At 54.1% G+C, this 24,851-nt stretch carries 25 protein-coding genes and 1 tRNA gene; 8 read left to right on the top strand and 18 right to left on the bottom strand.

Annotated features, from left to right (window positions below; translation table 11 throughout):
* Positions 1-65: 65 nt before the first annotated feature.
* Both purL and METLA_RS0105035 read left to right on the top strand, forming a co-directional pair.
* Positions 66-3,947 (top strand): phosphoribosylformylglycinamidine synthase, encoded by a 3,882-nt coding sequence (gene purL, locus METLA_RS0105040; protein WP_024297516.1) that lies wholly within the window; start codon positions 66-68, stop codon positions 3,945-3,947.
* 83 nt (positions 3,948-4,030) lie between these two features.
* Positions 4,031-4,480, top strand: coding sequence for a hypothetical protein (locus METLA_RS0105035; protein WP_024297515.1), 450 nt, complete (start codon positions 4,031-4,033; stop codon positions 4,478-4,480).
* On the opposite strand, the gene METLA_RS0105030 is transcribed toward METLA_RS0105035, so the two are convergent.
* From METLA_RS0105030 to METLA_RS0105020, 3 genes are all read right to left on the bottom strand, one after another.
* Entirely contained in the window at positions 4,449-5,105 is a 657-nt protein-coding gene (locus METLA_RS0105030) for a protein-methionine-sulfoxide reductase heme-binding subunit MsrQ (protein ID WP_024297514.1), read from the bottom strand. The two genes, METLA_RS0105035 and METLA_RS0105030, sit on opposite strands and share 32 nt — an antisense overlap.
* Before the next feature lie 5 nt (positions 5,106-5,110).
* Positions 5,111-6,040, bottom strand: a complete 930-nt coding sequence (gene msrP, locus METLA_RS0105025) for a protein-methionine-sulfoxide reductase catalytic subunit MsrP (protein WP_024297513.1) — start codon at positions 6,038-6,040, stop codon at positions 5,111-5,113.
* 780 nt (positions 6,041-6,820) lie between these two features.
* Positions 6,821-7,279: a hypothetical protein gene (locus METLA_RS0105020; RefSeq protein WP_245598732.1), complete on the bottom strand. Its 459-nt coding sequence runs from the start codon at positions 7,277-7,279 to the stop codon at positions 6,821-6,823.
* Here METLA_RS0105020 and METLA_RS23435 point away from each other — a divergent pair.
* The gene (locus METLA_RS23435; RefSeq protein WP_245598731.1) at positions 7,266-7,610 is read left to right on the top strand and encodes a hypothetical protein; all 345 of its coding nucleotides are present in this window, start codon (positions 7,266-7,268) and stop codon (positions 7,608-7,610) included. The genes METLA_RS0105020 and METLA_RS23435 overlap by 14 nt on opposite strands.
* 475 nt (positions 7,611-8,085) lie before the next feature.
* On the opposite strand, the gene METLA_RS22490 is transcribed toward METLA_RS23435, so the two are convergent.
* From METLA_RS22490 to METLA_RS0104975, 11 genes are all read right to left on the bottom strand, one after another.
* The gene (locus METLA_RS22490) at positions 8,086-8,493 is read right to left on the bottom strand and encodes a hypothetical protein (protein ID WP_152539378.1); all 408 of its coding nucleotides are present in this window, start codon (positions 8,491-8,493) and stop codon (positions 8,086-8,088) included.
* A 76-nt stretch (positions 8,494-8,569) separates the two neighbouring features.
* Complete coding sequence (gene tnpC / locus METLA_RS0105010) at positions 8,570-10,162, bottom strand: IS66 family transposase (RefSeq protein ID WP_024297510.1); 1,593 nt, start codon at positions 10,160-10,162, stop codon at positions 8,570-8,572.
* 64 nt (positions 10,163-10,226) lie between these two features.
* Positions 10,227-10,577, bottom strand: a complete 351-nt coding sequence (tnpB, locus tag METLA_RS0105005; protein WP_024296659.1) for an IS66 family insertion sequence element accessory protein TnpB — start codon at positions 10,575-10,577, stop codon at positions 10,227-10,229.
* Positions 10,565-10,852, bottom strand: coding sequence for an IS66 family insertion sequence element accessory protein TnpA (gene tnpA, locus METLA_RS21760; protein ID WP_024297133.1), 288 nt, complete (start codon positions 10,850-10,852; stop codon positions 10,565-10,567). The genes tnpB (METLA_RS0105005) and tnpA (METLA_RS21760) overlap by 13 nt, the downstream gene beginning before the upstream one ends.
* Before the next feature lie 526 nt (positions 10,853-11,378).
* Positions 11,379-11,702: an EthD family reductase gene (locus METLA_RS0105000; RefSeq protein WP_024297509.1), complete on the bottom strand. Its 324-nt coding sequence runs from the start codon at positions 11,700-11,702 to the stop codon at positions 11,379-11,381.
* A gap of 13 nt (positions 11,703-11,715) precedes the next feature.
* Entirely contained in the window at positions 11,716-12,012 is a 297-nt protein-coding gene (locus METLA_RS0104995; RefSeq protein WP_024297508.1) for a DUF167 domain-containing protein, read from the bottom strand.
* 365 nt (positions 12,013-12,377) lie between these two features.
* A complete protein-coding gene (locus METLA_RS0104990) occupies positions 12,378-12,872 on the bottom strand; it encodes a DUF421 domain-containing protein (RefSeq protein WP_024297507.1) in 495 nt (164 codons plus the stop codon).
* Positions 12,873-13,207: 335 nt separating this feature from the next.
* Positions 13,208-13,783, bottom strand: a complete 576-nt coding sequence (locus METLA_RS0104985; protein WP_024297506.1) for a hypothetical protein — start codon at positions 13,781-13,783, stop codon at positions 13,208-13,210.
* A gap of 178 nt (positions 13,784-13,961) precedes the next feature.
* A complete protein-coding gene (locus tag METLA_RS22485) occupies positions 13,962-14,480 on the bottom strand; it encodes a COG1361 family protein (protein WP_152539377.1) in 519 nt (172 codons plus the stop codon).
* The gene (locus tag METLA_RS0104980; RefSeq protein WP_024297505.1) at positions 14,473-15,159 is read right to left on the bottom strand and encodes a TSCPD domain-containing protein; all 687 of its coding nucleotides are present in this window, start codon (positions 15,157-15,159) and stop codon (positions 14,473-14,475) included. The genes METLA_RS22485 and METLA_RS0104980 overlap by 8 nt, the downstream gene beginning before the upstream one ends.
* 14 nt (positions 15,160-15,173) lie before the next feature.
* Positions 15,174-17,324: an adenosylcobalamin-dependent ribonucleoside-diphosphate reductase gene (locus METLA_RS0104975; protein WP_024297504.1), complete on the bottom strand. Its 2,151-nt coding sequence runs from the start codon at positions 17,322-17,324 to the stop codon at positions 15,174-15,176.
* Between the two features lie 366 nt (positions 17,325-17,690).
* Here METLA_RS0104975 and METLA_RS0104970 point away from each other — a divergent pair.
* The 5 genes from METLA_RS0104970 to tnpC (METLA_RS0104955) all read left to right on the top strand — a co-directional run bounded on the left by METLA_RS0104970 (position 17,691) and on the right by tnpC (METLA_RS0104955) (position 21,137).
* Positions 17,691-17,781, top strand: a tRNA-Ser gene (locus tag METLA_RS0104970).
* 703 nt (positions 17,782-18,484) lie between these two features.
* Positions 18,485-18,766, top strand: a complete 282-nt coding sequence (locus METLA_RS0104965) for a type II toxin-antitoxin system HicB family antitoxin (protein WP_024297503.1) — start codon at positions 18,485-18,487, stop codon at positions 18,764-18,766.
* Between the two features lie 88 nt (positions 18,767-18,854).
* Entirely contained in the window at positions 18,855-19,142 is a 288-nt protein-coding gene (gene tnpA / locus METLA_RS21755; RefSeq protein WP_024297133.1) for an IS66 family insertion sequence element accessory protein TnpA, read from the top strand.
* Entirely contained in the window at positions 19,130-19,480 is a 351-nt protein-coding gene (gene tnpB / locus METLA_RS0104960) for an IS66 family insertion sequence element accessory protein TnpB (RefSeq protein WP_024296659.1), read from the top strand. The genes tnpA (METLA_RS21755) and tnpB (METLA_RS0104960) overlap by 13 nt, the downstream gene beginning before the upstream one ends.
* 64 nt (positions 19,481-19,544) lie before the next feature.
* Entirely contained in the window at positions 19,545-21,137 is a 1,593-nt protein-coding gene (gene tnpC / locus METLA_RS0104955) for an IS66 family transposase (RefSeq protein ID WP_024297502.1), read from the top strand.
* A 292-nt stretch (positions 21,138-21,429) separates the two neighbouring features.
* Here the strand turns inward: tnpC (METLA_RS0104955) and cydX are convergent, their stop codons facing one another.
* Genes cydX through cydP form a run of 4 tightly spaced genes read right to left on the bottom strand, consistent with a single transcriptional unit; the run spans position 21,430 to position 24,477 of the window.
* Entirely contained in the window at positions 21,430-21,528 is a 99-nt protein-coding gene (gene cydX, locus METLA_RS21750) for a cytochrome bd-I oxidase subunit CydX (protein WP_024297501.1), read from the bottom strand.
* A 12-nt stretch (positions 21,529-21,540) separates the two neighbouring features.
* Positions 21,541-22,680, bottom strand: coding sequence for a cytochrome d ubiquinol oxidase subunit II (gene cydB, locus METLA_RS0104945; RefSeq protein ID WP_024297500.1), 1,140 nt, complete (start codon positions 22,678-22,680; stop codon positions 21,541-21,543).
* Positions 22,673-24,238 (bottom strand): cytochrome ubiquinol oxidase subunit I, encoded by a 1,566-nt coding sequence (locus METLA_RS0104940; protein ID WP_024297499.1) that lies wholly within the window; start codon positions 24,236-24,238, stop codon positions 22,673-22,675. The genes cydB and METLA_RS0104940 overlap by 8 nt, the downstream gene beginning before the upstream one ends.
* Positions 24,238-24,477, bottom strand: coding sequence for a cytochrome oxidase putative small subunit CydP (cydP, locus tag METLA_RS0104935; RefSeq protein WP_152539376.1), 240 nt, complete (start codon positions 24,475-24,477; stop codon positions 24,238-24,240). Before cydP ends, METLA_RS0104940 begins: the two co-directional genes overlap by 1 nt.
* Positions 24,478-24,851: the final 374 nt, after the last annotated feature.

The raw sequence follows: 24,851 nt of genomic DNA, 5'->3' as shown, positions 1-24,851 counted from the left end.
AAATTCCTTTCAAGGGTGGATGCGCTAGGCTTTCCACTCGCTTTTTAATTTCAGACTATCGATTCATGTTAATTATCCCAGGTCCTGTTGCACTTTCCGACTTCCGTATCACCAAACTATTGGCCGATTTAAAGGCCGTCGAAACGGCTATTCAAGCCGTGTCGGCGCGCTTCGTGCATTTCGTCGATCAGCAAGGCGATTTGGGGGCCAGCGAATACGCCATTCTGCAGCAGCTGTTGGATTACGGCTCAGGCCCTGCCGAAGCGGCCGGCGCTGGCATTCGCCTGCTGGTCGTGCCGCGTCCCGGCACGATCTCGCCGTGGTCCAGCAAGGCGACCGAAATCGCGCAGCGCTGCGGCCTTGCCGTCGTCAACCGGATCGAGCGCGGCATCGAATATACTCTCCAAGCCGGAGCGCCGTTGGCCGAGGCGACACAACGGCAATTGGCGGCCTTGCTGCATGACCGGATGACACAGAGCGTTGTTTTCGGCGACAGCGCCCCGGATTTATTCAGCCAGCACGCGCCGCAGCCGTTGCAGCGCGTCGCGATCATCGAGCAGGGCAAACCGGCATTGCTGCAGGCCAATCAGAGCCTGGGCCTGGCCTTGTCGGACGATGAAATCGACTATCTGGTCTCCGCCTTCGAAGGCCTGGGCCGGAATCCGACCGATGTCGAACTGATGATGTTTGCGCAGGCGAACTCCGAGCATTGCCGGCACAAGATCTTCAATGCGAACTGGACGATAGACGGCGTCCAGGAAGGCAAGACCCTGTTTGGCATGATCCGCAATACGGCGCAAAAGAATCCGGACGGCATCCTGTCCGCCTACAGCGATAATGCGTCGGTGATCGAGGGTTTCCACAACCGGGTTTTCCGCCGCGATCCAGTGAGCGGTCTTTACGATTATATCGAGGAAGACGCGCACATCCTGATGAAGGTCGAAACGCACAATCACCCGACCGCGATTTCGCCGCATCCAGGCGCCGCGACCGGCTCCGGCGGCGAGATTCGCGACGAAGGCGCGACCGGCCGCGGCTCGACCCCGAAAGCCGGCCTGAGCGGGTTTTCGGTGTCGCACCTGAAAATTCCGGGTTATCAACAGCCGTGGGAAGAAGATCACGGCAAGCCGTCGCGGATCGCCTCAGCGCTCGACATCATGCTCGAAGGCCCGATCGGCGGCGCCGCATTCAACAACGAATTCGGCCGGCCGAATCTGGCCGGTTATTTCCGCAGCTACGAACAAACGGCGCCGGGCGCGGATAAAAACAGCTATCGCGGCTATCACAAACCGATCATGATCGCCGGCGGCCTGGGTTCGATCCGGCCGATGCTGGTCAACAAGCAGCCGATACCGGCGGGCTCCTTGATCATCATCCTCGGGGGACCTGCGATGCTGATCGGCCTCGGCGGCGGCGCGGCTTCATCATTAGCCTCGGGCGAAAGCTCCGAAGATCTCGACTTCGCCTCGGTGCAGCGCGAAAACCCCGAAATGCAGCGCCGTTGCCAGGAAGTGATCAACCACTGCAATGCGCTCGGCAATGATTCACCGATCGTCTCGATTCATGACATCGGCGCGGGCGGGCTGTCGAATGCGGTGCCCGAAATCATCCACGACTGCGAGCGCGGCGGCCGTTTCGAACTGCGCAAGGTGAACAACGCGGACATCGGCATGTCGCCGATGCAGATCTGGTGCAACGAGGCGCAGGAGCGCTATGTCGTCGCGATCAGGCCCGAATCGCTCGAACAATTCCAGGCCTTCTGCGAACGCGAGCATTGCTTGTATGCGGTGATCGGTGTCGCGACCGACGAAGAGCAACTGCGGCTCGACGACAATCTGCTCGGCGACGCGCCGGTCGATCTGCCGATGTCGGTGCTGTTCGGCAAGCCGCCCAAGATGCACCGCGATGTGCAGCGGCAGCAGGCCGCTTTGCAGGCAGTCGATTTGAGCGGCATCGAGATCGGTGAAGCCGTCAAGCGCGTGCTGTCGTTTCCGGCGGTCGCGGACAAAAGCTTTTTGATCCATATCGGCGACCGTTCGGTAACCGGTTTAGTCGCCCGCGACCAAATGGTCGGGCCCTGGCAGGTGCCGGTCGCCGATGTCGCGGTGACCGCGGCAGGCTTTCATGCACACACCGGTGAGGCGATGGCGATGGGCGAGCGGACGCCGCTCGCGGTGATCGACGCGCCGGCTTCCGGCCGCATGGCGATCGGCGAGGCGATCACCAATATCGCGGCGGCGCCGATCGCTAAGCTCAGCGACATCAAACTGTCCGCGAACTGGATGGCGGCGGCCGGCTTTCCGGGCGAAGATGCGGCGTTGTTCGACACGGTCGAGGCGGTCGGCATGGAACTCTGCCCGGCCTTGGGCATCGCGATTCCGGTCGGCAAGGATTCGTTGTCGATGAAAACGGTCTGGAAGGACCGGGACGGCGAAAAAACGATGACCGCGCCGCTGTCGCTGATCATTACCGCGTTTGCGCCGGTTACCGACATCGAGAGGACCTTGACGCCGCAATTGTGGAGCAATCAGCATGGCACGGTGTTGATCTTGATCGATCTCGGCCAAGGCAAAAACCGCCTCGGCGGTTCGGTGCTGGCGCAGGTTTACCGGCAGCTCGGCGATACGAGTCCGGACCTTGACGACCCGGCCTTGCTGAAAGCGTTTTTCGCGGCGATCCAAAGCCTGAATGCTCAGGGTAAACTTCTGGCCTACCATGACCGCGCGGACGGCGGCCTCCTCGCCACGGTCGCGGAAATGATCTTCGCCAGCCGGATCGGCGCGGAGCTGATTCTGGATGATCTCGGCGACTTGTTGCCGGCCTTGTTCAACGAAGAATTGGGCGCGGTGATCCAGGTCCGGGCCAGCGAAGCGGACGATGTGCTGTCCATCTTGAAACAGGCCGGCCTAGGTGAGGTCAGCCACCTGATCGGCCGCGTCGTCGAACGCCAGCAATTGACCGTGATCCATGACGGCCGCGTCGCGTATAACGCCACGCGCGCCGACATGCAGGCGCATTGGTCCGAGCTCAGCTATAGAATGCAGGCGCTGCGCGATAACCCGGATTGCGCCAAACAACAGTTCGAACGCATTCGTGACGACAACGATCCGGGGCTGAACGTGAAGTTGACCTTCGACGTGAATGCCGATGTCGCGGCGCCTTTCATCGCTTCCTCCGCGAAGCCGAAAGTCGCTATCCTCAGGGAGCAGGGCGTCAACGGCCATGTCGAGATGGCGGCCGCGTTCGACCGCGCCGGCTTCGCGAGCATCGACGTGCACATGAGCGACATCATCTCGGGACGCGCCGATTTGTCCGCTTTCAAAGGCCTTGTCGCTTGCGGCGGCTTCTCCTACGGCGACGTGCTCGGCGCGGGCGGCGGCTGGGCCAAGTCGATCCTATTCAATCCCCGCGCGCGCGATCAATTCGAAGCGTTTTTCAACCGGCAGGATACTTTCGGCCTGGGCGTCTGCAACGGCTGTCAAATGATGTCCGGCTTGAAGGACATTATTCCCGGCGCGGAATTGTGGCCGCGCTTCCTGCGCAACCGTTCCGAGCAATTCGAGGCGCGGGTCGCCTTGGTCGAAGTGCAGCCGTCGCCGTCGATCTTCTTTAGCGGCATGGCAGGTTCGAGAATGCCGGTGGCGATCGCGCACGGCGAAGGCCGCGCCGAGTTTGCGAACGGCCATGCCAAGGCGCTTGCGGCGCAAATCGTCGCCTTGTCCTACGTCGACAACACCGGCGCCTTGACCGAAAGCTTTCCGGCCAATCCGAACGGCTCGCCGCTCGGCATTACCGGGCTGACGACCCTGGATGGCCGCTTCACGATCATGATGCCGCATCCCGAGCGCTGCTTCAGGGCGGTCCAGAACTCCTGGCATCCGGACGACTGGAACGAATACGGCGCCTGGATGCGGATATTCAGGAACGCCAGAGTCAATGTCGGTTAAAATGAGATCGGCTTGGTCATGATTTAATTAATGGTCGCGGCGGCCGTTCGGCCGCCTTGCTCCATTCGATTCGGGAGAGGGTTATGGATGCTTCAGCTAAGTGGAACTATCTAAAGATTCTGGGACTGACCGCTTTGGCGGCCATCGTGTTTTTCCCGGATGTCTTTTTCGATTTGACCACTACTAGTCTGCATTACTTGTTCGAATGGTTGCTTGAACTCTCCCATCTGTTGTTCGAGGGGCTCGAATCGGTGCTGGATCATCTGATCGAGGGCCTTTTCGAAACCGATTTACACTCGACGCAAACGATCGTGTTTTACATCATAGTGGCGATCTTTGCTTATCCCTTGTATTGGCTGGGGCGTTCTTTCTACCGCACCTTTCGCCGATGCCAAGAGGCATGGCAGCACTTATGGGCCGAGCATCAATTCAACCCGATTGAATATTGGCGGGGCCTAAGCCTTTTTGGAAAAATCAAACTGGTCTTGATTCCTTCGGCGGTCATCTATCTGTATGTGATGTTTTTCGTTTGACCGGCGTAAAGACCGGTTTCATAGAGCCGATGGATCGATAGAGTATCCGGATGCCGAACAAAACTGCCAGCAGCACCGCGAATATCAAGGGATTCGTCAGGTCTTTCTTGACCAGCCAGGCATAATGCACCACGCCGCCGATCGCGCTCAGATAAACCAGGCGATGCAGCCAGCGCCAGCGTTTGCCGCCCAGGCGTTTGATCATGCGGTCGGTCGAGGTCAGCGCCAACGGGATCATCAACACAAAGGCCGGAAAGCCGACCGTAATGTAGGGACGTTTGACGATGTCGGCGGCGATCGCGCTCCAGTCGAAAAACTGGTCCAAAACCAGATAAGTCAAAAAATGCAGGCTGCCGTAAAAGAACGCAAAGAGGCCGAGCATTCGCCGTATTCGGATCGGCCAGTTCCATTTGAACAGCAGCCGGAGCGGCGTCGCCGTCAGCGACACCAGCAACAGAGTTAAAGTCCAATAGCCGGTGGTCCGGGTGATTTTTTCGATCGGATTCGCGCCCAACGCGTCGAGACAAGCGCCGATCACCAACTTGATCAACGGCAGCAACGCCAGGAAAAATACGCCGGTTTTTATCCAGGCCAAGCGTTTAGTGTGCAAGTTTTTATCAGTCATGCCTGTTAGAAATATTTTTTCAGGTCCATGCCGGCATACAGGTGCGCGACTTGTTCGGCATAACCGTTGAACGGCAATGTCGGGCGCTTGAGGAAGTCGCCGATGCGCCTCTCCTTGGCCTGGCTCCAGCGCAGATGCTCCACGTCCGGATTGACGTTCGAATAAAAGCCATATTCATTCGGGCCGGCCTCGGTCCAGCTGGATACGGGTTGCGTTTCGACGAAGCGGATTTTGACGATAGATTTGGCGCTTTTGAAGCCGTATTTCCAGGGCACCACGATGCGTACCGGCGCGCCGTTCTGATTGGGCAAGACTTCGCCGTACAGGCCGACCGTCAGCAGGGTCAAAAGATGCATCGCCTCGTCCATGCGCAAGCCTTCCCGGTAAGGCCAGTTCAGCACGGGCGAACGTTGCCCCGGCATTTGCGCGGGATCATGCAGGCTGATGAATTCAACGAACTTGGCTTTGCCGGTCGGCTCGACCCGCTTGATCAGCTCGGCTAAGGGAAAGCCGATCCAGGGCACCACCATCGACCAGGCTTCGACGCAGCGCAGCCGGTAAATCCGCTCTTCCAAGGGCGCCATTTTCAGGATTTGGTCGATATCGAAAGTCACCGGTTTACGGACTTCGCCTTCGACCGTAATCGTCCAGGGCCGCGTTTTCAAACTGCCCGCATAGGCCGCAGGATCGTCCTTGCCGGTGCCGAATTCATAGAAATTATTGTATTGCGTGACCTTGTCATAAGGCGTCAGCTCTTCCTTTTCGGCGAAATTTAAAGACTTGGCGGCCGTGAGTTTTTCGCCGGCTAACAGCTGTCCCGGCCACAGCGCGGCGGCGGCCACTCCCGCAGTCAGTTGCATGAACTGACGCCGAGCCTGATAGATGTCGCGTGGAGTGATCTCGGAGGACTTTATTTTTGGCGTCGAGAAGTTCATTGCTTTAGTCTCCTGCGGTTTGGGATTGAATCATTGTAGCGAGATGCCGTTCGAGTTCAATCAATTTCCGATAGGGACGGAGATTTATTTCATCATTCGGCTGCGTGCGTTCGGATGTCTCTTCGTGCTGCTCTTGCGCGGATTTATAATCTATTACTATATAATAGATTCTTTATAGCGTGCAGCTATACTATCCTCGAAATCGATTCCAGGTTGTTGTCCGGCGCGGCTGAACTGCGGCCATCAGATTCTGCGACAACTTGAGTCGCTAGGTTCAACCGCCGGATGCGGAAAACCGCATGTCCGGTGGTGCGGGAGAGGTGATGGACGCAATCCCGTCACCCCGATTCGATCGGTCCTCGCAAATGATACGCGAAGCGTATCCCACTGGATTAAAGAAAAATGCCGGAGGGTAGGGCGGATTCGCCGAAGGCAATGAAGGCAATCCGCCATTTCGAAGGCTCTGTCCGGTCCCTGCGGATTGAAGTTGAACGATCAACGCTGCAGTAAGCGAAAACACCAAACTCTGCGACATGATCAAATCTCCAGACAAAAAAAATCCGGCGTGAAGCCGGATTTGAAAGGAGGATTTATTGCTAATTGGCTTAAGCAATGGTCAATATAATATATGAATATACTAATATATGGAATGTGACATATTGTCGCGCGTGTCAGGTAGTCGTAGAACATTTCGAATTCAGAAATAGGCTTCTCTAAAATGGCCCGGTCAATGGCAACCGAGAAATAGGAAGTTATTTTTGAGCAAATCCTAAGGTCCTGCTACGGCAGTATACAGGTGCCATCACCACCGTCGCGGACATAATAGTCGATGGATACATAGCCGTTGGCTGCAGAGATAACATTCGGGCCGGCGCTCAGAAACACAGGCGTATGGGGGCGGGTTGAACTGAGCTGTGTCAGCGCGACGCCATTGACGGAAACATTGAGTATGTAATTGCCATTATCAACCAGGTGAACATACGGTTGCGCCAGACCGGTGGCTGGGTTCAATGCACAACCGGGTGTCACTGTCGCGTATGACTTATCACTTGCGGCGTATTCGAGTGTGCCGTCGGCGCTGAACGTATTGCCAGAGGTGTCTGGAAGGTCACACATACCTGGCTGTACATTGAACGCATAGCTATCGGCTGTTTTTTTACTTAGCGCCACAACTACCGTGTTGTCACCATCGGCGAGCCATACTTTGGCGGCCGGATTATCGGCTGTGACAGTTGCCATTGGTTTTTGGTTGAGCGACACGCTGGCGCTTGCCTTAATGGTCGGGTTATACAGACCAGCTTCTACTACCGGCGATAACATGCTTTTGGTTGGGTCGGCGGGGTCGGCGGCGCATGTCACCATGCTTGATGCGTATGTTTTGCCGCTTGCTCCGACTTGCTCGGTAGTAGCCGCCCAAACCGACGCGTTTAGTGCCATAACAGCCACAGATGCGGTTATTCCCGAGGATAAGATTTTTTTGCTTTGCATACTGAAACACGCTCTTTTATGGAAAAGTATTCAATGGAACCGTGAAGCCGTGACTGTAAAGCCCAGCTTTATTTCCCTATAAAATTTAATTTATCTTATGAAGTTAAATTCAACCTTAAAAAACTTAAGGTAAATTAGGCTGGATTAGCAACATCATTCAGTCGGGCAATCAGCTCGTCATGCGCATCCTTAAACACCGTGAAAACGGTGCGTAATGAGGCTTTCAATCGGATTCTTTGAGACAACATGGCATTCCCTGTTTGGAAAAGTAGTATATTTCCTATTATCTGACAATAGAATCTTATTAAAGCAAGCTTTCTCCCAATCAATTATTCGTGATTTTATCCGCACCGGCTCGCAATCCATTTTCGCGGGCTCACTTTAAATGCAACTGTAGGACGAGCCAGATTTCGTCTCATTTAGGTCTAGGCTTTCATGCCGGAATGCCTCAATAATCTAAATTTAACCCTATTGATACACGAAAGATGTCTCAGTGGCCCGTCCCGTAAAGGTACACTCCAAAGAAACGCTATTTTTCGCGCCCGCGAAAGAGGCCGCTAGCGAAGTGTTTTCGATAGAATAATAGGAAATATTTGGTCTGAATATGGAGGAAATTGAGCATGATGAACTTGAGCACCAGTAGTCAGACGCATATTCCACATGGTTTCGAGAGTCGCCTCGGGTTGATGTAAAACCATAGTCAGTTGTATTTTCGGTCTCCAAAGTACGTTCTTTAAGTGAGCGCCGTGATAATCCGCAGAGCGTGTAAGCATTACCGTGAGAGCTAGTCCTTTTTCTGTGCACTTCAGATCGGTTTCTACCTGATGTGAATCCATAGAACCCAGCACGGGGCCTAGAGCAACGACGACTAATTTTTTTATTCCTTTTGGTGTTGAAGTCGGTAGTGATGCGGCTACTGTTTCTATTGAGGGCTTTTTGGGCGGCGCATCGACAAATATCTCCATCTCTGATTCCGCTGAGATATTGATTGATTGGTAAGCGTCCAACCCTACCACATAGCGAGGTTGATGGGGGCGTGATTTAATGTGATTTGCCGAAAGGCAGTAATTCGTCGATACGGCTGTTAGGCCAGGTAGGCAGTTTTTCGAGGGTGTCTTTTAGCCAGGCCAAAGGATCGAGGCCGTTGAGCTTGGCCGTGCCGAGCAAGGTTTGAATCACAGCCGCGCGTTTTCCGGCGCGTTCCGAGCCGGCAAAGAGCCAGTTCTTTTTACCCAAAGCGATAGGTCGGATGCTGTTTTCAATCGGGTTGTTGTCGATTGGCAGATCGCCGGTTTCAGCATAGCGTGTGAGAGCGATCCAGCGTTTCAAGCTGTAGTCGATGGCTTTAGCGGTCGCGGTATTGGGCGCGGCGTGGGTTCGGGTGCGTTGCAGCCAGTCGTGCAGGCCGGCCAGTGCCGGCCGGCTTTTCTCGGCACGCAGGCGTTGGCGTTCCGCTGAACTCAGGCTTTGGCCTTCGGCTTCAATCGCATACAGCACCGCGATGCGCTGTAAGGCTTCTTGCGCAATCGGGCTCTGGCTGGCCTGGAACAGGTCGAAGAATTTCCGCCGCGCATGCGCCCAACACGCCAGTTCGATACATGGCTCAAGCCGAAGTCGAGTTTCGGGATGGGCGCGGGCGGCCGCAAACAAGGCTTTATAGCCGGCGTAGTCGTCGACCACGAGATGGCCTTGCCAATCGCCTAGAAACTGCCCGGCATGCCGGCCGCTGCGACCGGCTTGATAGTCGAAGACGATGATCTTGGGCCCCGGTTGTAGGTCATTGCTGCGGTAGGCCCACAGGTAGGCTTTCTTGGTTTTGCCGTTGCCGGGATCCAGTTGCGGCACCGGCGTTTCATCGGCATGAAGACTCGGCCGTTGTTGAAGATGCCAGGCCAGGCGATCCGCCAAAGGTTCCAAGGCGACGCCGAGACGTCCGACCCAGTCGGCCAGGGTGGAACGGGACAAGATCACGCCGTCGCGGGCGGCGATCTGCTCCAAGCGGTAGAGCGGCAGATGGTCCTGGAATTTGCTGATCATCACCCAGCTCAACAAGCCGACCGCCGCCAGACCGCCATCGATCACCGCCGGCGGAATCGACGCCGCCGTCACGGTCTCGCAGCTCCGGCAGGCATATTGCGGGCGGATATGGCGATGGACGAAGAACTTCGCCGGCTCGACATCCAGTTGCTCGGTCACATCTTCGCCGATCTTGACCAACTCCCGGCCGCAGTGCCCGCAGGTGCAGGATTCGGGTTCGTGGCGGTGTTCGATGCGCGGCAAGTGAGACGGTAACGGTTGCCGGCCGGCGCGCAGGCGTTTGGGGCGGACCACCGTGGTACAAGGACTGGCATCTTGCAGTTGCTCGACTTCCGCGTCGATGGCCGAAATATCCGTGTTCCAGGTTTCCTCGAACACATCCCGCTGCAGCGGGGCCAAGGCTTCGCTCTTGGTGCTGAAACGGATGCGCTTGTAATACGCCAACTCGTGGGTCAGCGCGGCGATTTTGACGTCTTTGCTCTGAATGGCTTTGGCATCCCGCTCAGCCTGCTCGATCAGCGCTTGAATCAATGCGGCTACTTCGGTTTTTGCCGAAGGCTCCAGGTTCAACTGATCGAGTTTGGCGAGGGGATTCATGGCCGTTATTATACTGCATAAACCCACTGAACGCCTTGATTTTACTAGGTTTCAATACCGTACCTTACACCCGCCATTCTGTTGACGGTTGTGCCGATAGCCGTTGCCAATCGACACCAGCCACAAGCCACTGCCACTGGGCCTGACTGAGCGCAAAGACCGGGTCAGAGGCTTTGGGCCAAACAAAACTGCCTCGATGCAACCGCCGCTGGCACAGCCAAACCCCATTGCCGTCCCACAGCAACAGGCGCAAGCGGTTGCCGGCACGGTTGCGGAAGATGAAGGCCGATCCGCAGCCAGGCGGGTGCCCCAGGCTTTGCTGGACGATTGCGGTTAAGCCATCCAGGCCGCGCCGCATATCGACCGGCGCCACCGCCAGCCAGATCTGTGCCGGACTCGCAATCAAGCCAGGCATCGCAACAACTCAGCCACCCAGCGCGCTGATACGGTAGCGGACAACTCCAGGCGGTGACCTTGGGCATGCGTGAAGACAATCGCGGCAGGCGCAGACGGCTGAACATGCACCGGTATTAAGGCTGCCGACTCTGGCTGGGGCAATTTGCGATAGTCGCTCAAACGCGCCGTGAAGGTACGGACATTGAGTTGCCGCTCGGCGCAATACGCGGCTTGTGATAGCCCGCTACGTTGCCACGCTTCAATATGCTGACGCCATTTCGCTGTGATAGCCATGCCAAAACTCCTGACAAAAAAAGGACAGGATGCAACAGACGAAAATTATTTTATAGGCGGTACGGTTGAACGCTTACATTGATTGCACCTCCGCCTTGACACATGCTTTTATGGCTTCTTGGGCATTTGCGTTAGCTTCGAAGAGACTTAGGCAGCAAATGAAAGCTACCGTTGGGAACCTAAATCTACATTTCATAATATGCACCCAAATGTAAAGGAGATAACAACAATACGCTTGATCCGAGAGTTGCGTGAAAAAATGCTGCGTGCCGGGTTACCCGTTTAATGTCCACTGCTGAACCGGAATAGTTGCAGGCAATGTGAGCCCGAAGAAATCGATTGCAAGCCCATGCGGATAAATGCAAGCTCAGTTGCATTTAATGCGAGCCGGGACGGATTTTCAGCGGCAGTTATTTTGAGCTGAAAAACGTGATAATTGCAAGCCCGGCCTTTTTCAAACGCAAGCCGTTACACATAACGGCATTAGGGTAGGGCAAATAGGATGAATACCCTGCCCGATAAACAGCTACCGAGAAATCAACACTTCATTAAATTGAATCACCGGCTCGATATCGGTGTAGTTCGGCATATCGCCCTGAAGCACGTCGGCGTGAGGCGTGAAAGCCGCGATGAAATCTTCAAGCGAGTCGAACAGGAAATGGCACATCGCGACATAGGCGGCTTCGCTGCCAGGAATGAGGCCGCCGAGGCCCTGTTCCACGGAAACCCCTTTGAAGCCCGGATGCGCGCCCAAGAGGTCAATGGACATCGGCATGTGCGTTTCGACATAGTATCTCAGATCGAACCGGTTGCCCGGATTGTTTGGGTAGAGGATGCTGATTTTTATCATTGTTATGGGCTGTTTATTGGGATAAATGCTTGCTGATCACGGATGGCAGTTGCTTGGGCGATTTAATGCGTAATTGCTTATTGACATTGAAGCGTCCGAATACCACTTCAATATCATTGGCCGTCACTCCAAATTCTTTTGCCAGGAATCGAACCATATGGTCGGTTGCCCGGCCGCCAACCGGCGCGGCGGTGACGCTCACTTTGAGTTGATGGCCTTTGGGCTTGCCGATGGCATCCTTGTTTGCGCTCGGCGTGCCGAGAATATTCAGTACCAGGATGTCGCCATCCCAGGCGCAAAAAGAGTCCATTGCCAGGCCTTTGCGCCCCGAATTGCCTTCGGACTTTGCTTCAGACTTTGATTTTGTTTTTTTCGGTTTTGCCACGGAGTTCGGGGTGTGTAGAAATAAAATTTCGGAGGGACTTGAGTTGGTCCCGCAGGGCGCGAAGTAGGGCACGCTTCGCCTACTATTTTCAAAAGTTCCTCCGCTTTACGGACTTAGTCTTTTTTGTTTTTTCAAAAGTTTCGTTAAATCAGGCCACAAAAGGCACGCGATGCGTATGCTTCATTGCAATAAAATAGCAGGGCGGATTCGCCGAAGGCAATCCGCCATTTCGAAGCCTGTCTCCGTTCTCGGCGGATTGCTGGTGCGAATCGGTCTTACAGTCCTAGTCTTTAAGTTCTGCCTGACTTGGCAACAATACTTATTTTCCCGTCACCTTCCAAGTAGCACTCCTTTACCTCCGTAATTTCTTCGATTCCTTGCTCTCTTAATTGGCTCATGAGCTCTTCTTTCGTTATCATTTCCTTCTGCAAGTTTCGCCGCATTAACACACCATTCTCTATCAGTAAAAGTGGCTTCGGTCTGACTAATCCTTGAAACGCAGGGAATTTATACGCCAACCAATCCAGGGCATAGTTCCAGAAAAAAATTGTTCCGACAAGTACTATTCCTTCCGTGATCGACTCATATTTACTGCCCAAAGCATTTTGGGCGGCATCTGCTATCAGCACCACCACAAGCAGATCTGCTATTCCGATAGAACCTGTATCACGGCGAAGAAGACGCAAAAAGAAAAATAACACAAGATAGATGATAGTACCTCTTATCACTATCTCTATCAGACTTAAAGTTGGAATGAAGATTGAGGTCCAATCTATTTCATGCATATTTATATATCTCCTGATTTGGTCTTCTGATGCCTAACGTCGAGCTGACGGGACGAAGCAAGCAAAGCATCCATCCGACATAGTGCAGTGGCGATAATCTGACACGACAACCTCCGAAAAAATATATTGCGACGGTACGAAACGTTGTAGGGTACGCAAAGCGTACCCTACAACGTTTCTGTAGACAGCCCCAAAATACGCGATGAGGATGCTACATGGCAAAAAAATATTAGGATGGGCGGTTTCGCCGAAGGCAATCCGCCATTTCGAAGCCTGTCTCCGTTCCCGGCGGATTGCTGGCGCGAATCCGCCCTACGGTCCTGGCCCCTAAGCGGTCATCCCCTATTTTCCTCAGACTCATTACGAACATGATTATTAGCTATTAAGTCTTCATAACGAGCTTTTAAAAGTGTGTAATCTTTTACCAAGTTTGAATACTTTTCTTCGCTCTCTGTGAGTTGCATTTTTAATGCGTCGTAGTCCGCCAATTTCTCCATCTTTTCTCTATTTTGAAGAGCACGCTTTTCTTTTTGATTAAGCTGTCGGTCTCTGATAGCTTTTGCTTCCTCTTCAAGTTGAAAATCTGATTTGATAAGCGTCGGATCTCTACGTGATAGCCTATAGCTATTCATTTCATAAGACCAAGCTATGGAATGAGGAATCTTGCCATCAAAGAAAGAAATAACATTTTTTATCTGTTTTTCTCCATTCAAACCAGATTCTTTTAACTTATTGCAAAGGTTTGTAATAATCTGAACACAGGCATTTTTTTCAACATCACTATCTACGCCTTGATAGCGAATTAATATATCATTGCAAATTGCCAAGATTGAACTTGAATTGATCGAAATATAAATTAAAGAATCAATTTTTTTTGAAATTGAGTTAAAACCATTTATTTTGGCTTTCATAAAGTCGTCCTACGAGGCTAATGAAAACACATAGGAGGTGCAATTACGCTACGGTAATCGCACCTACGGCCCTACGGCCCTGTGGTCCCTCAAAAAAGTACACGGTACGCTTCCATAATAATTGGCTGTTGTTGCAGTTAGTTTCAGGGAATCAATCGCGATTGACGGGCTTTATACCTCATCCCATCGATGGTTCTTTCCAAAATCCACCTGCAAATCCTTCTCTTGAGTAAATTTTTAACGGCATTTCTGATTTATAAAAGCGACCATCTAAATCGCTGTATTCAACTCTTATTTCAATTTGAGCGCCATTCACCATCCAGTTTTCATCGGTATCATTTCTAGTTATCGCCCCGAAGCATGTTGAAAGTTCTTCCCCATTGCGCAAAATTGGGATTATGGCAGATTCTTGAAAACAATCGAGTATCATTTTCTTTCGTTTTGCTTGTGCAGTCGGTTTTATTAATCTCAAAATATCGTTTTCTGACGCTATTAGGCGCACGTTAGTTGCTGGCCGATTACCTGTGTTAGAAATCACTAAGTTTAATGCAGTTGAAATGTTTCCCTTAGCATGATCACTAACAAATGCCGTAATAATAGGTCTGTTAGACTGTAACCACGATTTTCTAGAAAAATAAAGTGATGCTAACGAAATAGCAATAGCAATAAACGGTACTGAGCTTAGAAAATCACCCACACTTACTCTCCCCACAATTCAAACAAGTCATACACCCGTCCATCATCACCATCGCCTTGGTGCTGCATTTATTGCAGAGCACGGCCTTTTCAGGGAAAGCTTGGCCTTCGGACGTTCCATGCAGCTCTTCAAACTCGCGGCGTTTCTCGTCGAGCAGCTTTTTCTGGTGGTCGGTCATCGCTTCCGGCTTGATCATGCCGATGTGCTTCATGTGCGCTTCGATCGCATGGCCGATTTCGGCGACCAGCGACGGCATGAATACGCCGCCTTTCTTGAAATAGCCGCCGCGCGGGTCGAACACCGCTTTCAGCTCTTCGACCAGGAAGCAGGCGTCGCCGCCTTTCCGGAACACCGCCGAGATAACCCGCGTCAACGCCAGAACCCACTGGAAATGCTCCATGTTCTTCGAGTTGATGAAGATTTCGTACGGGCGGCGCTCTTCGTATTCGGTGCCCTGGTTCAGGATCATATCGTTGATCGTGATGTACAGCGCATGCTCGGACTGCGGGGTCTTGATCTTATAGGTCGAGCCGACCAGAACTTCCGGGCGCTCGACGTTTTCGTGCATCTGTTCCAGGTCTTTATGTTTCGTCTCGACTACGGCCTGTGCGGCGGCGGCTTTGTCTTCTTGGGTCAGCACCTTGTAGCCGACGATTTTTTTGCTGATTTTATGTGTCATGTCGGGTTCCTCAATCAAAACTTGCCGTAGTAGCCTTCTTTCAACGCATCGAACAGGTTCGCGGCGGTGTGGATTTCACCGTCGTACTCGATTTCCTCGTTGCCTTTGAATTCGACGACATGGCCGTCTTCGAGCGTGAACTGGTAGGTGGTGTTTTCCAGGTCCTTTTCCTTGACCAACACGCCCTGGAACACTTCCGGATTGAAGCGGAAGGTCGTGCAGCCTTTCAGGCCTTTTTCATATGCATATTCGTAGATCGACTTGAAATCCTCGTAAGGGTAGTCGGTCGGCACGTTCGCGGTTTTCGAGATCGACGAATCGATCCACTTTTGCGCGGCGGCCTGGATATCGACATGCTGCTTCGGCGTGACGTCGTCGGCGGCGATGAAATATTCCGGCAGTTGCTGGCTCGGATCGTCGCTGTACGGCATCGCGTCCGGGTTGACCATCTCGCGGTAGGCCAGCAGCTCGAACGAATACACGTCGACCTTTTCCTTCGATTTTTTGCCGGCACGGATCACGTTGCGCGAATAGTGATGCGCGAAGCTCGGCTCGATGCCGTTGCTGGCGTTGTTCGCGAGCGACAGCGAAATGGTGCCGGTCGGCGCGATCGAGCTGTGATGGGTGAAGCGGCAGCCGGTTTGCGCGATTTCGGCGACCAGGCCGGGTTCTACGTCGGCCAGTTGCTGCATGTAGCGGCTGTATTTCGCGTGCAGCACCTTGCCGGGAATCGTGTCGCCGATCTTGTAACCGTCCGCGATCATTTCCGGGCGCTTGTGCAGCATTTCGCCGGTTACCTTGAACGTCTGCTCCATGATCGGCGCCGGTCCTTTTTCCTTCGCCAGCGCCAGGCCTTCCTTCCAGCCTTCGACGGCCAGCACCTTGGTGACTTCTTCGGTAAAGCGCAGCGATTCGGCGTCGCCGTATTTCATGCCGAGCAGGGTGACTGTGGAACCTAGGCCCAGGTAGCCCATGCCGTGGCGGCGCTTGCTGAAGATTTCATCGCGCTGCTTGGACAAGGGCAGGCCGTTGATTTCGACCACGTTGTCGAGCATGCGGGTAAAGATGCGCACGGTCTTGCGGTAAGTGTCCCAGTCGAAATGCGCCTCGCCGGTGAACGGCTTGACCACGAAGCGGGTCAGGTTGATCGAGCCGAGCAGGCAGCTGCCGTAAGGGGGCAGGGGCTGTTCGCCGCACGGGTTGGTCGCGCGGATGTTCTCGCAGAACCAGTTGTTGTTCATCTCGTTGACCTTGTCGATCAGGATGAAGCCGGGTTCGGCATAATCATAAGTCGAGCTCATGATGATGTCCCACAAACGGCGCGCAGGCATCGTCTTGGTGATCCGGCAGGCGACCAGGCCGTCGTTGTTCACGATATAGCCGTCCTTGCCGGGCAGGTCGCGCCAGAGGACCTGCTTGCTGTCGCTCAAATCCAGCTTGTCGGTCTTGACTTCCTTCTCGGTGATCGGAAACGACAACGGCCAAGGCTTGTCGTTTTTGACTGCTTCGACGAATTCTTTGGTGATCAAGAGCGACAGGTTGAATTGGCGCAACCGGCCGTCTTCGCGTTTGGCGCGGATGAATTCGACCACGTCGGGGTGGCCGACATCGAAGGTCGCCATTTGCGCGCCGCGGCGGCCGCCGGCGGAGGAGACGGTGAAGCACATCTTGTCATAGATGTCCATGAACGACAAAGGCCCCGAGGTATAGGCGCCGGCGCCGGAGACATAGGCGTTTTTCGGGCGCAGGGTAGAAAACTCGTAGCCGATGCCGCAGCCGGCCTTCAACGTCAGACCGGCTTCGTGCACCTTGGCCAGAATGTCGTCCATCGAATCGCCGATGGTGCCGGACACGGTGCAGTTGATCGTGGAAGTCGCCGGTTTGTGTTCCAAGGCACCTGCATTCGACACGATCCGGCCGGCCGGGATTGCGCCTTGACGCAACGCCCACAGGAATTCCTTGAAGTATTTTTCCTGTTTCGGCTTGCCGACTTCGACTTCGGACAAGGCTTTCGCGACCCGCTGATAGGTCTCGTCCATCGTCGCATCGATTGCCGCGCCTTCTTTGGTTTTCAGGCGGTATTTGGTGTCCCATATGTCGAGCGAGGCATCCTGAAAAGGAATTTCGGTCACGGTGTTGGGGATGACATGAAGAAGTGCGGTCATGGCGATCTCTCTGCTAAGGCGTGGGTGAATGGTGTAAAATGACGTTAAATCAGCAATTTAGGTGGCGGGTGGATTGCTGGTTAAATGTCTATATGTGGATAGTTGAGATTATATTAACACAACATATAGTGCTTAAAAGCAAAAAGAATCCAAAGTTAGAAAACACCGCGACAGAAAAAAACGAGCCCTAAAAAAAGGCTTTTAGAATCAAGGAGAGAGTGGAAACAGCTCGGATTCGGCTGAGATAAAAAACCATTTTTGCCTCCGCCGCCGGGGAAAAATTACCGCAGCGGCTGCGCTTCGAAAGAAGAAATCTTGATAAAGGGCTTGCAATAAAATTTCATTCGGTTATCATATTTAGATCACGGAGAGATGGCTGAGTGGTTTAAGGCAGCGGTCTTGAAAACCGTCGTGGGTTTGTAGCCCACCCAGAGTTCGAATCTCTGTCTCTCCGCCATTCATCTTATAAAAATCAATAACTTAGTTTGGTTTTTAGCATTCTACACCCCCAGTTTACCCACTAAGCGGCGCCGGATTTCGGCGGACAATGCCGGATAATCTATCCGCAATCATTGCAGTTCACTTTGAGCGCAAGCGTTGATTTCTGCCGCGAATTGTTATTCTTCTATTCCCGGTAACACCCCTTTTTTTATCCTTGGCAATTGCGACAGATCAGACTGATCGTCTGCTATTTTTGCTAGCCTTCCATGACGTTGCCTGCCTGTTTGGATGTGCCGTCAAGCGCTTGGGATTCCGGCAAAAATAACTTCCCTAAATGCTGTCACCCGTTCGTGCTGAGTTCGTCGAAGCATGAACGGGTGACAGCATGAGCCGGGAATTTTCCGTCCATCCTTCGACCGATTCGACGAGCTCACGGCAGGCAAGCTCAGGACGAACGGAAAATTTTATCGGGAAGTTATTTATAACCATATACTTGGCTTATCTAAGGTAGATGCAAACCGCACCATCTACTTGATGGATGGATATTCACGCTATCCATTCCCGATCTTTCCTTAAACCATTGTCCCAATATTTTGTCTTAAGGGATTGTCCTATTTGAGGGGAGCTTGTTCCCTTCCATCCTAAGAACCTCACGGATATAACAATAAAATCGGCAAGGAGAAAATTATAACTTAACGATACATACAGAAGTGAGCATTATGAAAACGAAATTAGTCGTCATTGTTCAACCGACCAACAAAGGTTTAGCAAAAGATTTTTCAGCTTATTGTCCGGATATTCCCGGCAGCATAGCCCATGGCCTGACTGAAGAAAAAGCCCTGGCCGCCCTGAAAGAAACCCTCGCTCATCAAATACAAAATATTGAAGATCTCGGATTAGAACCGCCGAAGCACATTCGCAAGGTAAAAATCTTAGAAGTTGAAACGATCGAAACAGAACGGAATGTTTCGCATTTTGCACAATTAAGTCGCGTACATTAGCACGATAGGATGTAAGCGTTCAACCGTACCGCCTATAAAATAATTTTCGTCTGTTGCATCCTGTCCTTTTTTTGTCAGGAGTTTTGGCATGGCTATCACAGCGAAATGGCGTCAGCATATTGAAGCGTGGCAACGTAGCGGGCTATCACAAGCCGCGTATTGCGCCGAGCGGCAACTCAATGTCCGTACCTTCACGGCGCGTTTGAGCGACTATCGCAAATTGCCCCAGCCAGAGTCGGCAGCCTTAATACCGGTGCATGTTCAGCCGTCTGCGCCTGCCGCGATTGTCTTCACGCATGCCCAAGGTCACCGCCTGGAGTTGTCCGCTACCGTATCAGCGCGCTGGGTGGCTGAGTTGTTGCGATGCCTGGCTTGATTGCGAGTCCGGCACAGATCTGGCTGGCGGTGGCGCCGGTCGATATGCGGCGCGGCCTGGATGGCTTAACCGCAATCGTCCAGCAAAGCCTGGGGCACCCGCCTGGCTGCGGATCGGCCTTCATCTTCCGCAACCGTGCCGGCAACCGCTTGCGCCTGTTGCTGTGGGACGGCAATGGGGTTTGGCTGTGCCAGCGGCGGTTGCATCGAGGCAGTTTTGTTTGGCCCAAAGCCTCTGACCCGGTCTTTGCGCTCAGTCAGGCCCAGTGGCAGTGGCTTGTGGCTGGTGTCGATTGGCAACGGCTATCGGCACAACCGTCAACAGAATGGCGGGTGTAAGGTACGGTATTGAAACCTAGTAAAATCAAGGCGTTCAGTGGGTTTATGCAGTATAATAACGGCCATGAATCCCCTCGCCAAACTCGATCAGTTGAACCTGGAGCCTTCGGCAAAAACCGAAGTAGCCGCATTGATTCAAGCGCTGATCGAGCAGGCTGAGCGGGATGCCAAAGCCATTCAGAGCAAAGACGTCAAAATCGCCGCGCTGACCCACGAGTTGGCGTATTACAAGCGCATCCGTTTCAGCACCAAGAGCGAAGCCTTGGCCCCGCTGCAGCGGGATGTGTTCGAGGAAACCTGGAACACGGATATTTCGGCCATCGACGCGGAAGTCGAGCAACTGCAAGATGCCAGTCCTTGTACCACGGTGGTCCGCCCCAAACGCCTGCGCGCCGGCCGGCAACCGTTACCGTCTCACTTGCCGCGCATCGAACACCGCCACGAACCCGAATCCTGCACCTGCGGGCACTGCGGCCGGGAGTTGGTCAAGATCGGCGAAGATGTGACCGAGCAACTGGATGTCGAGCCGGCGAAGTTCTTCGTCCATCGCCATATCCGCCCGCAATATGCCTGCCGGAGCTGCGAGACCGTGACGGCGGCGTCGATTCCGCCGGCGGTGATCGATGGCGGTCTGGCGGCGGTCGGCTTGTTGAGCTGGGTGATGATCAGCAAATTCCAGGACCATCTGCCGCTCTACCGCTTGGAGCAGATCGCCGCCCGCGACGGCGTGATCTTGTCCCGTTCCACCCTGGCCGACTGGGTCGGACGTCTCGGCGTCGCCTTGGAACCTTTGGCGGATCGCCTGGCCTGGCATCTTCAACAACGGTCGAGTCTTCATGCCGATGAAACGCCGGTGCCGCAACTGGATCCCGGCAACGGCAAAACCAAGAAAGCCTATTTGTGGGCGTATCGCAGCAATGACCTACAACCGGGGCCCAAGATCCTCGTCTTCGACTATCAAGCCGGTCGCAGCGGCCGGCATGCCGGGCAGTTTCTAGGCGATTGGCAAGGCCATCTCGTGGTCGACGACTACGCCGGCTATAAAGCCTTGTTTGCGGCCGCCCGCGCCCATCCCGAAACTCGACTTCGGCTTGAGCCATGTATCGAACTGGCGTGTTGGGCGCATGCGCGGCGGAAATTCTTCGACCTGTTCCAGGCCAGCCAGAGCCCGATTGCGCAAGAAGCCTTACAGCGCATCGCGGTGCTGTATGCGATTGAAGCCGAAGGCCAAAGCCTGAGTTCAGCGGAACGCCAACGCCTGCGTGCCGAGAAAAGCCGGCCGGCACTGGCCGGCCTGCACGACTGGCTGCAACGCACCCGAACCCACGCCGCGCCCAATACCGCGACCGCTAAAGCCATCGACTACAGCTTGAAACGCTGGATCGCTCTCACACGCTATGCTGAAACCGGCGATCTGCCAATCGACAACAACCCGATTGAAAACAGCATCCGACCTATCGCTTTGGGTAAAAAGAACTGGCTCTTTGCCGGCTCGGAACGCGCCGGAAAACGCGCGGCTGTGATTCAAACCTTGCTCGGCACGGCCAAGCTCAACGGCCTCGATCCTTTGGCCTGGCTAAAAGACACCCTCGAAAAACTGCCTACCTGGCCTAACAGCCGTATCGACGAACTACTGCCTTTCGGCAAATCACATTAAATCACGCCCCCATCAACCTCGCTATGTGGTAGGGTTGGACGCTTACGATAGGATGGACTGAGGTACGAGAGGCTCATCAATCACGAACGATGGGCTTTCTTCGTCAGAAATCCCTATATGGCCCTGGTCAGATTTCAACCGGCGCCAACAGGCCGAACAAAGCCGATGCAGAAAAGCCTTGACCGGTTTTCAGGGCTATGTAACACCAGTAATCAGGTGAAAACTTGTTTAGGGGCTTACGCCAAATCAGATCGTCATAGCGGCAAAGTCGCGTTTGGTTTTTTTCAAGAAATTAATTATCTGCGTCATCCCCCAATTCCAACCACATCGCGTTGATGATCGCCAACGCACAAGCCAGGCCTACGCCTAAAATCCACGCGAAATACCACATGCTACGCCTCCCTTAATACAGTGTATGTTCATTGCTGCGAATCTGCTCGACCGTCACCTTGCCGCGCAGCACCTTGTAAACCCATATCGTATAAGCCAAGACGACCGGCATCAGCACCACCGTGGCAGCGAACAATAATTGAAGCGTGTACTGGCTCGCGCTCGCGTTCCAGACGGTCAAGCTGCTGCTCGGATGCGTACTCGACGGCATCATGAACGGAAACATTGAGCCGCCCGCGGTCACGACCGCGGCGATCACGATCAGGCTGCTGACGAGGAAAGCCGTCCCGTGATGACGCCCGGCACTCAATTTGACGGCCAGCCACGCACCGATCAGCGCGATAAGCGGGGCAAGCATCAATGCCGGATAGTGCCGGTAATTATCCAGCCACAAACCCGGTGCCTTGTCGACCGTTTTCGCCAATGGATTGGTAACGGCGGCAGGGTCGACGCTGGATACGATTTTGTAGCCGTCCACGCCCAGACCGACCCAAATGCCGGCCAGTACAAAACCGATCGCGAATGCCGGGCTGCTCCAGCGAATGACCCTGAGGGCGCGCTTTGCCAATTCGCCTTCGGTACGCCAATGCAAAAGCACCGCGCCATGCAAGGTAAACAGCACGACGCCGGTCACTGCGCAAAGCAGCGCGAACGGCTGAAATAAATCCCAAAAACCGCCTGAATAAAGGGAGCGAAGATCGCCGTCCAGCTGAAACGGCAGGCCCATGATCAAATTGCCGGCCGCGAGACTCAAGACGGTCGCCGGCACCAAGCCGCCGACAAACAAAGCCCAGTCCCAGGCGCTGCGCCAGCGCGGATCGGCGATCTTGCTGCGGTAATCGAAGCCGGCCGGACGCAGGAACAACGCGAACAACAGTACCAAGAGGCCGGTATAAAGTCCGGAGAAAAACGACGCATAGACCAGTGACCAGGCGCCGAAGCTGATGCCGCCGAGCGTGACCAGCCAGGTCTGGCTGCCTTCCCAGGTTGGCCCGACCGTATTCAGCAGGACCCGGCGCTCGTCATCGCTCTTGCCCAAAAACGGCAGCAGGATGCCGATGCCGAAATCGGCGCCGTCCAGCACCGCAAAACCGCACACAAGAAAGACCAGGATCGCCCACCAGATGATTCGCAGAGTTTCAAAATCAAACATGGCTGATCTCCTCGCGTTCAAAATGATAGCGTCCGGTATGCAGGCTGCTCGGTCCCAGGCGCACATACTTGATCATCAAAATCAGCTCGATCACCAGCAGCACCGTATAAAAAAGACCGAAACCCGCCAGGCTCAGATACAGTTGATCGACGCTGAGGCTGGAACTGCTCAAATGGGTCGGCAAAATCTCGGCGATGGTCCAGGGCTGCCGGCCGTATTCGGCAACCACCCAGCCCAGTTCGGAAGCGAGCCACGGCAGCGGAATGCCGTAAAAGGCCAGACGCAAGAGCCAGCGCTTGCTGTGCGCGCTGCGCTTGGCGTTGAAATAAAACGCCGCCGCAAAGATGAACAGCATAGCCACGCCGCACAGCACCATGCCGCGGAAACTCCAGAAGATCGGCGCGACTCTCGGCACCGAATGGCGGGTCGCGGCCTCGATCTGTTCTACTGTCGCATCGGTTACGTTCGGTGCATAGCGCTTCAGCAGCAGGCCGTAACCCAGATTGGCCTTATGCGCCTCGAAAAGCGCTTTCGCAGGCGCATTGGTCTTGTCCTGGCGAATCAGTTGCAGATTTTCGTAAGCGATCATGCCGCTTTTGATCCTTTCCCGGTTGTTGTTCAGGATATCCTTCAGTCCGTGCACCGGCTCATCGATCGAGCGCGTCGCTATCATGCCCATCACCCACGGAAATTTGACCGCATAATCGGTGCGCATCGCTTCTTCGTCCGGAAAGCCGAATAGAGTGAACGACGCCGGTGGCGGCTCGGTTTCCCATTCGGCTTCGATCGCGGCCAGCTTGACCTTTTGCACCTCGCCGACGGTATAGCCGCTTTCATCGCCGAGCACGATCACCGACAGCACCGAAGCCAGGCCGAAACCGGCCGCAATCCGGAAAGAGCGCCTGGCAAAGGCCACATCGCGGCCTTGCAACAGATACCAGGCGCTGATCCCGAGCACGAACATAGAGCCGGTCACATAGCCGGCCGCGACCGTATGCACGAACTTGACCTGCGCAATCGGATTGAAAAACAGATCGGCGAAACTGGTTAGTTCCATCCGCATCGTCTCGTAGTTGAATTCGGCGCCGACCGGATGCTGCATCCAGCCGTTCGCGATCAAAATCCACAACGCCGACAGGCTGGTGCCGAGCGCCAGCAGCCAAGTCGTCAGCAGATGCTGCTCCTTGCTAAGGCGCTCCCAGCCGAAAAAGAACAGGCCAACGAAAGTCGATTCGAGAAAGAACGCCATCATGCCTTCAATTGCCAGCGGTACGCCGAAAATATCGCCGACATAATGCGAGTAATAGGCCCAGTTGGTGCCGAATTGAAACTCCAGCGTCAGGCCGGTCGTTACGCCCATCGCGAAATTGATACCGAACAGCTTGCCCCAGAAGCGCGTCATGTCCTTGTAAATCGGCTTGTCGGTCATCACATAGACCGATTCCATGATCGCGAGCAAAAACGATAGCCCCAGGGTTAGAGGCACAAATAAAAAATGATACAGCGCGGTTAGGGCGAATTGCAGCCGCGACAACTCGACGACTTCATCGGTAATCATTAAGGCTTCTCCTGATTGATTTGCGCTGGAATGACCGGTTGCTGTGCACCGAAAATTTTTCCGGCGACGACCTGCTCATTCATCGTTTGTTTATTTCCAGCAAATAGAAACCACCATAGCGCGCCGAGCAGGATAAACTTAACCAACAAAGCGATGGTTATTTCCCGGCTATACGCAGAACGGAAAGTCATTGGTGTTTTAATGAACCCTAAAAATGATTCATCGCGTTTCTTGCTCATGATCATGCTGTTCACTATTCGCGCCTTACAATAACATTCCGACTCTGGAATTGACTAAGGGTTCGACGTATTCAGGTAAATTAATGAATCGGCTTATGATTTTTGCGTTACTGCCAAAAATGGGTGAAGGCGCAGATCCGCAAGGTTCACGGATTCTCAAAGGAAAGCGATTGTCCGCTCAATTCAGGTTTATACGGTATGGCACTGGCGACCTATGGCCGGCCACATTCATGCGTTGCTCTGGATCGCCGGCCATGCCGAACCCTCGCTATGGCAATAAAACGTCGCGTAGTATGGAATGATCGACCGCAAATGGGCGATGCGGCTACAAAAACGAAATCCACTCTGAACTGGTTTTCTTGTCCTGCATTCTG

Source organism: Methylomicrobium lacus LW14 (assembly GCF_000527095.1).
Lineage (GTDB): Bacteria > Pseudomonadota > Gammaproteobacteria > Methylococcales > Methylomonadaceae > Methylomicrobium > Methylomicrobium lacus.
The sequence above is the reverse complement of the archived record's forward strand: the minus strand, read 5'-3'. Positions and strand labels throughout refer to the sequence as shown.

What these genes read in the sequence shown, in the direction of transcription:
- purL (WP_024297516.1), top strand. Translation starts at nt 66, where the DNA reads ATGTTAATTATCCCAGGTCCTGTTGCACTTTCCGACTTCCGTATCACC.
- METLA_RS0105035 (WP_024297515.1), top strand. Translation starts at nt 4,031, where the DNA reads ATGGATGCTTCAGCTAAGTGGAACTATCTAAAGATTCTGGGACTGACC.
- METLA_RS0105030 (WP_024297514.1), bottom strand. Translation starts at nt 5,105, where the DNA reads ATGACTGATAAAAACTTGCACACTAAACGCTTGGCCTGGATAAAAACC.
- msrP (WP_024297513.1), bottom strand. Translation starts at nt 6,040, where the DNA reads ATGAACTTCTCGACGCCAAAAATAAAGTCCTCCGAGATCACTCCACGC.
- METLA_RS0105020 (WP_245598732.1), bottom strand. Translation starts at nt 7,279, where the DNA reads ATGGCAACTGTCACAGCCGATAATCCGGCCGCCAAAGTATGGCTCGCC.
- METLA_RS22490 (WP_152539378.1), bottom strand. Translation starts at nt 8,493, where the DNA reads ATGGAGATATTTGTCGATGCGCCGCCCAAAAAGCCCTCAATAGAAACA.
- tnpC (WP_024297510.1), bottom strand. Translation starts at nt 10,162, where the DNA reads ATGAATCCCCTCGCCAAACTCGATCAGTTGAACCTGGAGCCTTCGGCA.
- tnpB (WP_024296659.1), bottom strand. Translation starts at nt 10,577, where the DNA reads ATGCCTGGCTTGATTGCGAGTCCGGCACAGATCTGGCTGGCGGTGGCG.
- tnpA (WP_024297133.1), bottom strand. Translation starts at nt 10,852, where the DNA reads ATGGCTATCACAGCGAAATGGCGTCAGCATATTGAAGCGTGGCAACGT.
- METLA_RS0105000 (WP_024297509.1), bottom strand. Translation starts at nt 11,702, where the DNA reads ATGATAAAAATCAGCATCCTCTACCCAAACAATCCGGGCAACCGGTTC.
- METLA_RS0104995 (WP_024297508.1), bottom strand. Translation starts at nt 12,012, where the DNA reads ATGGACTCTTTTTGCGCCTGGGATGGCGACATCCTGGTACTGAATATT.
- METLA_RS0104990 (WP_024297507.1), bottom strand. Translation starts at nt 12,872, where the DNA reads ATGCATGAAATAGATTGGACCTCAATCTTCATTCCAACTTTAAGTCTG.
- METLA_RS0104985 (WP_024297506.1), bottom strand. Translation starts at nt 13,783, where the DNA reads ATGAAAGCCAAAATAAATGGTTTTAACTCAATTTCAAAAAAAATTGAT.
- METLA_RS0104980 (WP_024297505.1), bottom strand. Translation starts at nt 15,159, where the DNA reads ATGACACATAAAATCAGCAAAAAAATCGTCGGCTACAAGGTGCTGACC.
- METLA_RS0104975 (WP_024297504.1), bottom strand. Translation starts at nt 17,324, where the DNA reads ATGACCGCACTTCTTCATGTCATCCCCAACACCGTGACCGAAATTCCT.
- METLA_RS0104965 (WP_024297503.1), top strand. Translation starts at nt 18,485, where the DNA reads ATGAAAACGAAATTAGTCGTCATTGTTCAACCGACCAACAAAGGTTTA.
- tnpA (WP_024297133.1), top strand. Translation starts at nt 18,855, where the DNA reads ATGGCTATCACAGCGAAATGGCGTCAGCATATTGAAGCGTGGCAACGT.
- tnpB (WP_024296659.1), top strand. Translation starts at nt 19,130, where the DNA reads ATGCCTGGCTTGATTGCGAGTCCGGCACAGATCTGGCTGGCGGTGGCG.
- tnpC (WP_024297502.1), top strand. Translation starts at nt 19,545, where the DNA reads ATGAATCCCCTCGCCAAACTCGATCAGTTGAACCTGGAGCCTTCGGCA.
- cydX (WP_024297501.1), bottom strand. Translation starts at nt 21,528, where the DNA reads ATGTGGTATTTCGCGTGGATTTTAGGCGTAGGCCTGGCTTGTGCGTTG.
- cydB (WP_024297500.1), bottom strand. Translation starts at nt 22,680, where the DNA reads ATGTTTGATTTTGAAACTCTGCGAATCATCTGGTGGGCGATCCTGGTC.
- METLA_RS0104940 (WP_024297499.1), bottom strand. Translation starts at nt 24,238, where the DNA reads ATGATTACCGATGAAGTCGTCGAGTTGTCGCGGCTGCAATTCGCCCTA.
- cydP (WP_152539376.1), bottom strand. Translation starts at nt 24,477, where the DNA reads ATGAGCAAGAAACGCGATGAATCATTTTTAGGGTTCATTAAAACACCA.